Raw genomic sequence first — 12,372 nt, 5'->3', positions numbered from 1 at the left:
GCAGATTGCTTCTGAGCCGCTCCCGAATCCGCCAACTTTTGACGAACTCTTTTAGCCCAATCTGAAAAAAATCAACGATGGGCCCAGATCGTGCATTACTCTGGGGGCAGCACACACCCGGCCGACAATGCAGGTCGTGCACAGAATTGCAGGCATGGCCAATTGGGGGATTGGGGCGCAAAAAGGCCCCATGTGGTACATGGGGCCGAAGGGAGTTTTAAAAGCCGGCTGTCATATGGATACTATCTCTGTACACAATTAAACTTATGGAGCATCTGATGTACGATATTATAGCCATTTCAGGAAAAAGCGGATGTGGAAACACGACGGTATCAACCCTGGTTGCACAAAAGCTAAACTACAGATTGATTAATTACACTTTTCGTCAACTGGCAGACAAACACAATATGGGTTTTGTAGAGTTATTGGAAAAATCGAAAATGGATCCTCGATATGATAAAGAGCTGGATGATGAACAAATCAGACTGGCCGAATCAGGCAAATGTGTATTGGCCTCTCGTCTGGCAATTTGGTTATTAAGGGATACAGCATTTACGGTGTACTTAAATGCAGGTATTGAAAAAAGGATACAAAACATCAAGAAACGGGAAGATAGGTCGCTTGAATATCTATATAATTTTACAATGCAGCGGGATGATAATGATGCAAGACGCTATAAAGAGTTATACGGAATAGATATCAATGATTATGGTTTTGCAAATCTGGTCATTGAAACTGAAAACTTAACGGCAGATGAAGTTGTTGATAGCGTCATAAACGGGTTTAAGCTATGGAAAAAAGAAAAAGACAACTAATAGCAACCTCAAGCTGTTGCTTACTGCTCAAAAGCACCACAAACAACGTCAAAACATTTTGATCTGGCAGGCTCTCAGAATTAATTTCTGTATAAATCCACATGCAATCCGAAAACTCAATCAAAACAACTCAATTAGCAAGCAAGATTCACGGATTTGCACAACTTTATGCCCTGAAAAACCATAAGGACCCATACGCCAAACGTTGATTCGTTCAAACAAATCACTTTCAGAAGGGCTTTTTTCGGAATTACCAATATTAAACACATTACAGCCACACCGCATCAAATTATATGATATTTTATTAGCCATTGACGTGCCTAAATTAATGGTTTTGCCAAAAGTAATAACATTTTTATCTCTATGTTTGTCAAAAAACGTATCCAATATACAAATTATATTATTTACATTATTTTTTTCTCCATAAACAATTAAGTACTTTTTTCCATTGCATATATATGACATTCTTATTATATCTTGAATTATAACTCCACAATCAGCAGCAATTATACAATTTTTAAAGAAAACTTTTTTAAATGCAAAACTACTTACTTTTTTTACTTCAATATAATTATTAGTATAATTTGAATAAATCAAATCTACATTCGGCTTGTAAGAGCACTGAGGATTTATTATCAGGATATCATCATATTTTTTTGGTATATAATCTATTTTATCGCATTTATATTCTTGCGAAAACTTGTGTTTATAACTAATTGGAGTTCTAACATAGGTATTTGTTTCATAATAATTTGCTACGTCTACAGGGTATTCGCTACAAATAAACAATTCTTTGTCTGAAAATTTAACAAAATCACCTACAAACTTGTTTTCGTAGCCTTGAACAGAGGCTGGATTTTGCTCAAGGTATTCACAAAGTTTACTTTTAAATTTTTCCATACTAGCCTCCATGTTTTATGATGATGATTCTTTGCCATACACCATCATTCAGGCCTGTAATTTCGGCATTTTTTTGACTACAGAACGCCGCTCTTCCCGCTATTTTAACCATCTTCAGGTGGTGTCCTCACCCTCTGCTGTTATTTGCCTGCCACGTTCATGCCTGGCTTGCCATGCAGTACCCACTCTTTGAAGTCTGTGGGCCAATAGGCATCCTGCTCGTCATTCGGCTCGTTTTTAAGGTGTGGCGCTGATCTGCCACGCAGATAGTACCTGAACGCCTCCTGCTCCTGGGGCGGCAGATTCCTGATGCGTCTGTGCGGCATCTCCACGTTCACCAGTTCATCGGTCGTGGTGTCATAGAGCCAGCAGCAAAAATCGTTGTTGGTGGTATCCAGGGTCACCAGGTGCGGCCTGCACAACGGTTCTTGTTCGGTGTGGCCGGTGATCTGCCGCAGATTCCGGGCAAGATTAGCAGACTCTCGCCGGGTGTCAAACCAGAAGATGCCGCCGCCCTTGCTGTAGGTGCCCCCTCGTTCGGTGCCGATCGCAAAGATCCCCTGCCTGCGGTCACCGGGCCGCGCCAGAAAATCCTCCATCTCAAGGTTAAACCGTTCGGCCAGCCGGTGCGGGTCGGTCTCACCCTTGGCCAGCCAGTCGCATACCCCGCCGTGGGTGCAAAGCCAGTCGTCGGCCACACAGGCAGCCATAAACCGCCGCTTGTTGGACTCGATCAGCTCCCGCAGGGCACTGGCATGCTCATTGCGGTAGCCGCTGCAGATAAAGGGGGGCTTATTGAGGTAGTGCAGGTCGTGGTTGCCCCACAGCAGCAGCGCATCGGAGGCCAGCAGCAGCTGCAGGCATGCCAGCTGACGCTCCAGCGGCTCGTAAAAACTGTCGCAGTAATCGCCCAGGGCGATATGGGGCTGATCCGGACGATAGGCCAGAAAGGCCTGCACTTTTTCCACGTTACCGTGAATGTCTCCGACAACAATAGCCATCAGTCTACTCCTCTCTGTCAGCGGCAGTCTGCAGCAGATCGCACACTGCCCCCAGCTGGGTATCAAATATCCAGGCCGTCTCCGGATCAAAGCAGCCAACCCTGACAAAATTCGGATTAACGAACCCCGGATTTTGATAGTGGTCGTGTGCCACCACCTGGCGTATGTCGCCGGGTGTAAGACGACCAATGCCTGCAAAATCAAAGGTGAAGATCGATTTGAAGCGGAACCCCTGGCTGTGGTCAGCCAGGTACTGCTGCCAGTCCGCACTGATCAGCTGTTCAAGCTCCTGCTCGGTGTGCCCCTGGGAGCTGTGCAGTCCTGCATGGCTGCAGAGCCAGCCATCCGCCAGGCAGACCGGTCTGAAACGGTCGATGGCCCCTTCCAGCAGCGGCTGCAGCAGGGCGGCATGTTCCTTTTCATAGCCGGGAAAGCGGAACAGCGGTGTGTTAAGATAGTGCAGGTCGTGGTTGCCCCACAGCAGCACCGTATCCGAGGCCATCAGCAGCTGCAGGCATGCCAGCTGGCGCTCCAGCGGCTCGAAAAAACTGTCGCAGTAATCGCCCAGGGCGATGTGGGGCTGGTCCGGACGATGGGCCAGAAAGGCCTGCACTTTTTCAAGATTGCCGTGGATATCGCCAATGATTATTGCCATGATTCCCCCCCGGTCTGCCAGTACTCCCTGGTCAGCACATTGCAGCAGGTCAGCTTGCCGTTGGGCTGGCAGACGCCCGAATCAACGTTGATACGCCCCTTGAAGGTGCCGGGGGGCTCATGTTCACTGGTATGGCCGTGCACCACCAACAGGTCGTCAGGCAGGCAGGATGAGCGGTGGAGGAACCGTTCGTCGATAAACAGCAGGTCCATTTCATCCTGCCAGTCGATCGGGTCGGTGGGCCAGATGCCGGCATGGACAAAGAAGTACCGCATGCCGTCGATCACCTCGAGGTGCGAGATGCGGGTGGCGCGCAGGAAGTCGAGGTGCTGCTGCGGCAGGCAGTCGGCCTGGTAGCCGATCTGCTCGAACAGGCATCCATGCTCATAGCTTTTGAGTGTGGCGCCGCCACCGTTGTACAGAAACCTTAATTGGTACATCTGCCCAGGATGACTGCAGCCCCAGTCGGAGGACTTGCTGAACAGATGGTAGCGCTCCTCAGGGGGGATATCGCGCACAAAGCCGATCTCGGCCACACGCTGGACCACCAGCAGCACATCCTCATGATCGCCCCGCAGGAAGACGGTGTTGGGAAAGCGGCGGCCAAAGTCGAGCAGATAGTCGATCACCCCCTTGCTGTCCGGGCCGCGATCGATGTAATCGCCGACAAAGACCACCCGGTCGCTGGCGGTTGGCTGCACCTGCTCCATCAGGGCGATCAGTTTGTCGGCATGGCCATGGATATCGCCTACCGCCAGCAGGCGCCCCTTGGCGGGATTGAAATCGGATTGTTGCATGAGATGTTCCTTGTCCCCGTTATGGTCGTTACGGCATGGCTGCTCTGCCTAGTACAGCTTCTGTGCCAACCGTCAGCGTCAGTCATAACATTGCGAAATCATGGCATAACGCTCGCTTCTGCCCGCAAGCTATCCATCCAGCCAATCAATTCATGACGACACAAGGCTTTAAAGCAATCAAATTATGATTGCGGCACACGGATACAGCCCCCTGCCTGCCAGCGAAACGGCCGTAACCAGCGGGCTGCAGGGGTTGACATGACGTTTGGCATGTTGCTTGACAAGCCTGCCAGCAGATTATTAACAGGAGGCGGAGAGATGACGGAAGATCAGGAGCAGCTGGCAGCCCCTAGAACTGAGCTGCAGCAACGTTTTCGTCGCTATTCTGAAGAGGCCCTAGCGGTTGCGCAGGCTCCGCGGTGATGGCTGGTCGACTGGTGCAGGCTGCAGTTCAGGCTCGGCAACGCCGCCGGCCGGCTTCAGTTTTTCCTTGAGCGTGTTGATGGCACACCCGAGCCGCTGAGCCAGCTCTTTCTGGCTGAGCGCCAGTGTAGCGGCCCGGGTCACATAGCGGTGCTGCAGCTCGGCAAGCGTTATCAGATCGTCGGCGCTGCGGATCACCGGCGCGATGCCATCAGGCTCGGCCAGGGCAGACACTGCCGATTGCTGGGCGAGCAGTTCATCCAGCATGGTCTTTAGGGGAATCGCCTGTGTTAAGGAGCGCTTTACCACGCCATACAGCTCCCGGACATTGCCGGGCCAGCAATAGCTGCTGATCAGCTGTTTGTTGTGCTCGATCTCGTCCCAGAATTGATCGATGTCACCCTGGGTGATCGGACGATGCTGCGGGCGATTTTCGTTGTCGTCCCAGAACGAGCGGATCTTGCCCTGCAGGTCGTCTGCCCGGTTGCGTGCGATAATGATCTTGTCGTGGTCGGGCAGTTCCCGCAAGGCCGGCATATGGATGACGCTCTCAGCCAGGCGGTGGTAGAGATCAGACCTGATATGTTCTTTGATCCTGTCAAGCTGGCCACCTGCAACGATCCGGCAGCTGGCGGTCTTTTTGACGCTGCTGCCCATGGTGTAGTATTCGCCGGACTGGATAAAACGCAGCAGCTTGGCCTGAAGCCGCCCGGAAAGCTCGGGCAACTCATCCAGAAACAGGGTGCCGCCGGCGGCCTCATCCACCAGCCCTTTGCGTGTTTCTATGGCGCCGGTAAAGGCGCCCTTTACATGGCCGAACAGCATCGATTCGGCCTGATCATCGTCAATGCCTGCGCAGTTCAGTTCGAGATACGGCTTGTCACGCTTTAATCCCAGTTCGTGCAGGAAATAGGCGGCCATCTCCTTGCCGGTGCCGGTCTCGCCGATAATCAGTACGTTCTGCTCCGTCCGCGCCAGACAGGCGATGGTCTTCTTCAGCTCCTCAATGACCTGTGTGCGGCCGGCAATGGCCGGATAGCCCTTGGCGCTATAGCGTGCGAGCAGGGCCTGCGTCGTCTTTGCCGGGAGCCGCCCCTGAATTTTGTCAGCTGCGTCCGGCACGGGAGGGAGCGTGAGGTCGGCTGACGTTGTGCGCAAAAGCTCGCTCAGGGTGTCCCGCAGGATCGCTCCGGGCTGATCCTGCCGCATGTAGAGCTGACGCATGCGGTACTCTATCCATGCCGCCCGCTTGTGGGAGTCATCCATCTTCTCCCAAAAACCCTTCATCACCGGACTGGTCCGCTCCGCGCGGTAGGCCGCCATCTCCCTGAACGCAAGCCCCAGTTGGCTGCAGAGGGATTGGGGGCTTGTCGTGCCAGGTTTGGCAGCCGTGGCCCCGCACCAGTAAATCTCACATCCCTTGGCCTTCAGCGTCTGCAAGGCAGCCGTAATCCTGGCCGCCTGGTTTGTGCTGACAAAGGGGAATGCCAGCAACAGCCTTGCGGCAGGTGCTGAAGCAGCCGCTAGCGCATCCAGTACGGTGACAAGGCTGTCCGGCTGGCTATATTCGTCATCATGGTAGCGAACCCAGCGCACCTCCGAGGCGCCGCTGTCGGCCAACTCACCAGCCGTTACCGTAAGCTCGCGGCACAGTTGCTCCATGCCCATGATGCAGCGGGTGCTTGATTCCGTCAAAACGACCAGCTTCCGTGGTGCGCGCTTGCCAGACATGTGATCACCTCGTCAATTAATGACTGCGTTAGCGTCATTACCTGACAGCAAATCAACCGTCTGTCAAGCATGCTTCACCTGCGACATGACTCAGGCGGGCCGCGCTACATGATGATGCAGCGTTCTACCTGGGCCTGCTCGAGCAGTGCCATGCAATCGGGGCAGATGGTGTCATGGCCAAACAGCAGCAGAGTGCCACCATGGGCATGCTGACCGGCTGCCTGCACTGCCATCGCCTCGGCATGCCCCTGTTGCCCGCAGACTGAACGACACAGGCCCCAATCCTCGCCGCGCGCATAGCCGGACTGCGCCCTGCGCGGGCAGACGGGCTGCGGATGCTCAACCCCGTTGGTGCCCAGATACAGCTCACCGTTCAGCCCAACCAGTACGGCAACCACATGCCTGCCTTTGCAACGAGAATACTCCGTACGAGCTAATACCTGCATCATGGTCTCCCCATCCTTTGAACTTGCTGCCATCAGGCATTGTTCAAGATGCAGGCCAAGCTGCCAGCTGCACGGCAACAGCCCACCCGGCAAGGCTTTATGGGCGGCAGTCCCCACACACAGCAAGCCCACCCGCCATCAACCATCAAAATATGCATGCCATCACTTAATTTTTGATGTCTGTCGGTCCATCCAGCAGGTGCCGACCCGGCCATCCATGTACAGCAAAGCCGTAACATCATGATTTTAAGCGCTTTTTTCGCTCCAGGCCTATTGGCACAGATCATGAAAAAGCGTTGCCACTGGTGCTGTCCTGGAAGGCCACCACACCGGTCAGGCACCAACCGTTGGTTGGTCAGCACCAGCTTTTTTAAACCAGCAGGATATGGCGGAAAGAGCAGCAAGCCCCGTATCCTTACTGACCAGCTGATCCCGGGGAGATACCACCAGCAATGCAACCTGGAGCTTTTATCAAATCATGCGAGATCGGTATGCGGATTCGGAACTTCCGCCAGCGAGCCGGCCTGAGCCAGGAAAAACTGGCTGAACTGGTGGGGGTGACCACCCAGCAGATACAGAAGTACGAATACGCCAAGACCCGCCTCTCAACCGACCGGATCCAGCTGATCGCCCAGGCCTTGCAGGTGCATGTGGCGGCCTTTTTTCATGAGCGGAGCGAGGGGCTGGCACTAAATGAAGCGGAGGCCGATGTTATCCAGGCATTGCGGAAGATTCAGGACAGACAGCTGCACAGCAGCATCAAGCTGATCCTGGACAGATTGGCGGCTGATTGACCGAACGCGCTGGCGTTCCAGTACCTCACAGGAGGATCACAGATGAGTAGAGAGAAAGGCAGGCACCAATGAAAACATTATTCGCAAAACTGGTAGCTATCGCGGTTCTGGCTGGCAGTATGGTCATGCAATCGGGCTGCGCAGCCATCCAGCACCGCAACCTGGAAACCAACATCCAGATGCAGCAGACGATCTTTCTGGACCCGGACAAGCTGGACAACCGCCCCGTGTATGTGCGGGTGACCAACCAGACCGGCAAGTCTGATCTGAATTTCGACAACCTTCTGGTGCAGAAGCTTAAGGCAAAAGGGGTGCGGGTAACGAAAAACCCCAAGGAGGCCGGACTGCGGATCCTGGCCAACTTCGTCTACCTCGACAAGGCCAAGGAGGGCATGACCACTGATGGGGCGATTGCCGGTGGCGTTGGCGGGGTTTTTGTCGGCGGGGCAGCAACAAATACCTACGCGGGAGCAGGACTGGGCGGGTTGGCTGGCGCCGGCATCGGAGCCCTTGCCGGCTCACTGGTGCAGGTTGACACCTGGTTTGGCATTGTCGATATCCAGGTTGAAGAACCCCTGAAGGGCGCTGCGACCAGAAAGATCCGCTCCGGAACGGACCAGAGCCTTCGGACCATGTCGGCAAGCGGACAGCGCAATACGCGCGGCAGCTCTGTCTCGATCGGCACACAAGGTTCCAGCGAAGATGCCAGCATGGAATATTCTGAAACCACAAACCACAACCGCCTCCGGACGCGGATCGTGGCCGAAGCAAAGCAGACCAACATCAACATTGCAGAGGCGACGCAGGCGATCAAAGAACAGCTGGCTGATGCAATCGCGAACTTCATGTAGCGCGACGCTAGCACGCGCTGTTCAGAACCGGTATCTTACCATGGTTACCGTGGAGCCAGGCAAACTGGCTCCACGGTAAAGAATAGACAGCAAAAAAGGAAGACTGTGTATCGACGTTACAGGTCCACATCCTCGGCAACCGTATCCCAGTCAAGCGCCTGGATCTGTTCCACCACCAGCGGATCGATCGGCATGGCGAAGCCGTCCTGAAACCACAGCAGCATCAACTGTGAAAGCATATAGACATCGCCATTGATCGGCTTGGACTCAAACAGCGCCCTGCAGCAGACCGAGCCGATCGAGACCGGTTCCGGGTAAATTATTCCCGCGCGACGGGAAACATCGGGCTCCTCAGACTGTGACAGCGTGCGCAGTCTCTGCAGCTCAACCTCCGCTATGCCCAGTGGCCGCAACCTGGGCTCGAGCACAACGATCCTGCGATCAGGGTATCGATCTTGGGCCCACGTGAGGTGCAGATTCACGGTCCGTTGGTAGTCCGGCCCGTAGGGTATCCCTTCCAGCACATAGGAGTAGGCCAACCCCTGGTAGATCGTCTGCATGTTGATCACCCTGCCGCTGTTGAGGGTGATTCTCGGGCCTGTGTAGAAATACTCGCTGAGTGTTGCCATGGTCCCACCTCCTGGTTGTGTATGCTGGCCTTTGCATCGGTGGCCGAACAGATTCCACCGGTATGGCAAGCATACTAACAGACCTTACCCATATGGCGTCATAGGTTACAGGTTATTGTCTCAGGCGGACAGCTACACGCAAGATAGAAGATGTAACGGGGCGTTCAGAGGGGGCAGAGGGAAACTTATTTCAGCAGATCAGCCTTGACAGTCTCATCAATAAAGCTCTCCTCAATCGCCTCGCGCGCCCAGGCTTCCTTGCACTGGGCCAGTACCCGCGCAGCACCTTCGGCCACGGCCGGCACATTGCTCCAGAGGGCATTGCGGATCGAGCGCAGTTCGTTCAGATCGGCCCTGCGGCCATCGGCCAGTTCTCGGCAGTTCTGGCACAAAAGCGCCAGCGAATCCATGTCGGGCGACAGATCAGGCTGGTAGTCCCACAGGCGCAAGTCGTCCTTGGACTCGCACCACTCGCACTTGAAGCCGGCCCGCTTGCCGACGGACTTGCCAAAGCTCTGCAGCTCTTCCTGTCGTTCCTTGTTTGCCTGGTATCCCTTGGCCATGGTCCCCTCAGAAAAACGTGATGGTTTGTTGCGGGCAGGTGCCCGGTTTGCTCACCTGTTGTTGAGAATATCAATGGCCTCATGGGCGATAAAAGTCCGGTTGCGCTGCTGCTTCTGCGGATTAGTGAGGATTCCCAGTTCTTCCAGCCTGGCCAGGGCGTTATTGGCAGCCGGGAAGGAGATACCGAGCTCCGCTTCTACCTGTCGAGCAGTAACGACTGGCCTGCCGATCAGAAGCTGCGGCAGTTTATAGAGCGCCGCATCGGATCTGACTTTCAATGCTGATATACGTGCTTCCCATTGCCGCAGCAGGTTGTCCAGGGCATTGGCCGTCTGAATCGATTCCTTGACGGACTCTTCGACTGCCGTGGCGAAGAACTGCACCCATGGTTGCCATTCTTCCCGCAACTGCACCCCGGCCAATCGATCGTAGTACTCCTGCTGATAGTTTTTCAGGTACCCGGCAATGTAGACCGGCAGGTAGCCTTCCGCCGCCAGCATGATCGGCAGCAACAGGCGGCCGACACGGCCATTGCCATCCACGAACGGGTGAATCGTCTCAAACTGGGCATGGGCGATCGCCATTCGAACAACGATCGGAACTTCAAACATATCCTCTTCTGCTGGCACCTCCCGCAGAAATGCGATCAGCTCTTGCATGCAGCCCGCTACATGCTCAGGAGTGGGTGGCACGAAGCGGGCATGGTAAATCTTTGTGCCGCCAATCCAATTCTGGATATCTCGATACTCACCCGCCTTCCCGCGATAATCGGTGCCATGCATCAGTGTGCGATGCAGTTCCTTGATCAGCGCCTCATCAACGGCTGAAGGTCCACGATCTTTGACCTCCTTCAGACCGACTTCAAGCGCCCTGACATAATTCAGGGTCACCAGCACGTCTGCCGGCAGACCGTCATCACTGCCAGTAGCCTCATAGGTAAAAAGCTGATGCATGTCCGAGCTTGTCCCTTCGATCTGGCTGCTTCGTACAGCCTCACGCCGGTCAAAGGTCCTGGTGACAAGGTTCGGATTCGGCAGTCGTGCCGTGGCCAGCCTGAGTTCCCCCAGCGCCTCGTGGGCATGAATGACTTCCTTTGTAATGCCTTTCGAGGAAATGAATCGTGGGGGAGCCGGCGGGATGACTGCAAACGCACCAGAATGCGTCGGTACCGGAATGAGTTGCTGTTGTCTGGCCGGGCTGAGATCGCTCTTCTTCACAGGATTATCCTTTAATAGTCGAACAGCTTGTTAAAGGATAAGGCTTTAGTCGTTAACAATCAAGCGTATTGTTAAAGGATAGCTTTTGTATGCTGCTGACTTGCGCTGCAGTGAAAGATCATTTGTTAACAGCCTGCCGCAACAGGGTGCTGGGCTTGAAGGTCAGCACCTTGCGGGCCGCGATGGTGATCGCCTCGCCGGTCTGGGGATTGCGGCCGCGCCGGGCATCCTTTTGTTTGACTTCAAAGCTACCGAAGCCGGAAACCTTGATGGACTCGCCTGCCTCCAGGGATTCCTTCATGATGGCAAAGACCGATTCCAGCATCTCAGCGGAATCTTTCTTTGAAAGGCCAGTGGTGGAGTGGATGTGATCTGCGATGTCTGCTTTGGTCACGGTAATTCTGCTTTCATAGGGTTTATTGGTCGGCAGGGGTTGAAGTTAGCGAGGGTCTACAGCAATTAAGTATCATGTCCCCGGAACTCCTCCGGAACTCTACAATATACATTATGCCGATGCTAGCGTCTGTAGGCTTGGGCCGCGATGGTGCGGCACTGTTGATCAAGCTGGTGTGAGATCCGTTGTATCTGCTCCGAGGTAAGCGTTATCCCTGTATTCCTTGAGCAAAGAAATTGTGGGTTTTTACCGTTGAAAATCAGGCAGCCTTTGCCCTTGAGTTCAATATACCAGCCTGGCAGGGCCAGTACCGGCATTGCGGCAACCGATTCTCCTGTAGCTTTCGTAAGCCAGTCTGAAAGCCAAACTGCTTGACGTTTGGCTTGGTCTAACGGTTCTTTTTCTCGCCAGGTTGGAAACTGTAATACCTGGCCATCATAGATCACCTTGGCATCATCCTGACCTCTGCCGCGATCCGGCTTCGGACGCCCCTTTGTTTCAATGGCAAAAACACCATTTGTACCAACCACGACATGGTCGATATTGAAGTTGTCGGCCGGTACATCGTGGAAAACGCGATACCCGTCCAGCATCAATTGGTTCAGTTCCTGGCCTACGGCGCGTTCGCAATCAAGGCCCAATTGTTCTTTATGTCTCTGTATAAAAGCCTTGTTCAATTGAAATCCGTAATATGCAACAAAGCCAACTGCAAGCATAAGAAATACTACTGGTGATGCCTGAGTTTGAGCAACATAACGTGTTGATAGATACATTGAATAGCAAAGTAAGGGTATGAAGCCAGTAAATGCAACATACTGGTCAATGTCACTACTCAGATTTTCAATCCTCTCACTGATAGATTCACCGGGAGCACGCAGCATTTGAAATGTCAGCGGGTTTCTCCTGTTTTTCCTTTGGCGCCGAATCCAGACAACAATACCTACAGGCACACAGATTGATAAAAAGAAAAGAGCTGTCGGGATAAGCTGAATAAGTAGTGTATTCATTGGGTTCCGTTCTTTTTTATTGGCTCTTCGTCGAAATGAGTGGGTAGCCGTGGTATAGTCGGTCATCTCATTTTGGAGGTGCCCGTCACATGCAACCCGAACAGCTCTTTGGTATGGCCCTTGGCATCGTCTCTCCCTGGGAAGTAAA

The 12,372-nt window shown here is 53.7% G+C and carries 14 protein-coding genes; 3 read left to right on the top strand and 11 right to left on the bottom strand.

The window, feature by feature from the left end:
• Positions 1-278 precede the first annotated feature (278 nt).
• Positions 279-815 carry a (d)CMP kinase gene (gene cmk / locus RBQ93_RS02560; RefSeq protein ID WP_320370445.1) on the top strand — a complete coding sequence of 179 codons (537 nt, stop codon included), beginning with the start codon at positions 279-281 and terminating at the stop codon, positions 813-815.
• 120 nt (positions 816-935) lie between these two features.
• On the opposite strand, the gene RBQ93_RS02555 is transcribed toward cmk, so the two are convergent.
• The 6 genes from RBQ93_RS02555 to RBQ93_RS02530 form a co-directional block, all read right to left on the bottom strand.
• Positions 936-1,715 carry a hypothetical protein gene (locus RBQ93_RS02555; RefSeq protein WP_320370444.1) on the bottom strand — a complete coding sequence of 260 codons (780 nt, stop codon included), beginning with the start codon at positions 1,713-1,715 and terminating at the stop codon, positions 936-938.
• Positions 1,716-1,855: 140 nt separating this feature from the next.
• Positions 1,856-2,716 (bottom strand): metallophosphoesterase, encoded by an 861-nt coding sequence (locus RBQ93_RS02550; protein WP_320370443.1) that lies wholly within the window; start codon positions 2,714-2,716, stop codon positions 1,856-1,858.
• 4 nt (positions 2,717-2,720) lie between these two features.
• Positions 2,721-3,371: a metallophosphoesterase gene (locus RBQ93_RS02545; RefSeq protein WP_320370442.1), complete on the bottom strand. Its 651-nt coding sequence runs from the start codon at positions 3,369-3,371 to the stop codon at positions 2,721-2,723.
• Complete coding sequence (locus tag RBQ93_RS02540; RefSeq protein ID WP_320370441.1) at positions 3,362-4,168, bottom strand: metallophosphoesterase family protein; 807 nt, start codon at positions 4,166-4,168, stop codon at positions 3,362-3,364. Before RBQ93_RS02540 ends, RBQ93_RS02545 begins: the two co-directional genes overlap by 10 nt.
• A gap of 396 nt (positions 4,169-4,564) precedes the next feature.
• Positions 4,565-6,322 (bottom strand): sigma-54-dependent transcriptional regulator, encoded by a 1,758-nt coding sequence (locus tag RBQ93_RS02535; RefSeq protein ID WP_320370440.1) that lies wholly within the window; start codon positions 6,320-6,322, stop codon positions 4,565-4,567.
• A gap of 104 nt (positions 6,323-6,426) precedes the next feature.
• Positions 6,427-6,771: a hypothetical protein gene (locus tag RBQ93_RS02530; RefSeq protein WP_320370439.1), complete on the bottom strand. Its 345-nt coding sequence runs from the start codon at positions 6,769-6,771 to the stop codon at positions 6,427-6,429.
• Between the two features lie 449 nt (positions 6,772-7,220).
• Here RBQ93_RS02530 and RBQ93_RS02525 point away from each other — a divergent pair, with 449 nt between their 5' ends.
• Together RBQ93_RS02525 and traT are read left to right on the top strand one after the other, a co-directional pair.
• Positions 7,221-7,562 (top strand): helix-turn-helix transcriptional regulator, encoded by a 342-nt coding sequence (locus tag RBQ93_RS02525; protein WP_320370438.1) that lies wholly within the window; start codon positions 7,221-7,223, stop codon positions 7,560-7,562.
• 68 nt (positions 7,563-7,630) lie between these two features.
• Entirely contained in the window at positions 7,631-8,413 is a 783-nt protein-coding gene (gene traT, locus RBQ93_RS02520; RefSeq protein ID WP_320370437.1) for a complement resistance protein TraT, read from the top strand.
• Positions 8,414-8,529: 116 nt separating this feature from the next.
• Here traT and RBQ93_RS02515 read toward each other — a convergent pair whose 3' ends face one another.
• The 5 genes from RBQ93_RS02515 to RBQ93_RS02495 all read right to left on the bottom strand — a co-directional run bounded on the left by RBQ93_RS02515 (position 8,530) and on the right by RBQ93_RS02495 (position 12,224).
• Positions 8,530-9,042 carry a hypothetical protein gene (locus RBQ93_RS02515; RefSeq protein WP_320370436.1) on the bottom strand — a complete coding sequence of 171 codons (513 nt, stop codon included), beginning with the start codon at positions 9,040-9,042 and terminating at the stop codon, positions 8,530-8,532.
• Positions 9,043-9,227: 185 nt separating this feature from the next.
• Positions 9,228-9,605, bottom strand: coding sequence for a hypothetical protein (locus RBQ93_RS02510; RefSeq protein ID WP_320370435.1), 378 nt, complete (start codon positions 9,603-9,605; stop codon positions 9,228-9,230).
• A 51-nt stretch (positions 9,606-9,656) separates the two neighbouring features.
• Positions 9,657-10,823, bottom strand: a complete 1,167-nt coding sequence (locus tag RBQ93_RS02505; protein WP_320370434.1) for a Fic family protein — start codon at positions 10,821-10,823, stop codon at positions 9,657-9,659.
• A gap of 118 nt (positions 10,824-10,941) precedes the next feature.
• Positions 10,942-11,217, bottom strand: a complete 276-nt coding sequence (locus tag RBQ93_RS02500; RefSeq protein ID WP_320370433.1) for an integration host factor subunit alpha — start codon at positions 11,215-11,217, stop codon at positions 10,942-10,944.
• 122 nt (positions 11,218-11,339) lie between these two features.
• Complete coding sequence (locus RBQ93_RS02495) at positions 11,340-12,224, bottom strand: nuclease-related domain-containing protein (protein WP_413818349.1); 885 nt, start codon at positions 12,222-12,224, stop codon at positions 11,340-11,342.
• Positions 12,225-12,372 lie beyond the last annotated feature (148 nt).

It is taken from the genome of Trichlorobacter sp., assembly GCF_034008105.1.
Lineage (GTDB): Bacteria > Desulfobacterota > Desulfuromonadia > Geobacterales > Pseudopelobacteraceae > Trichlorobacter.
This window is presented reverse-complemented; position numbering and strand designations above follow the sequence as displayed.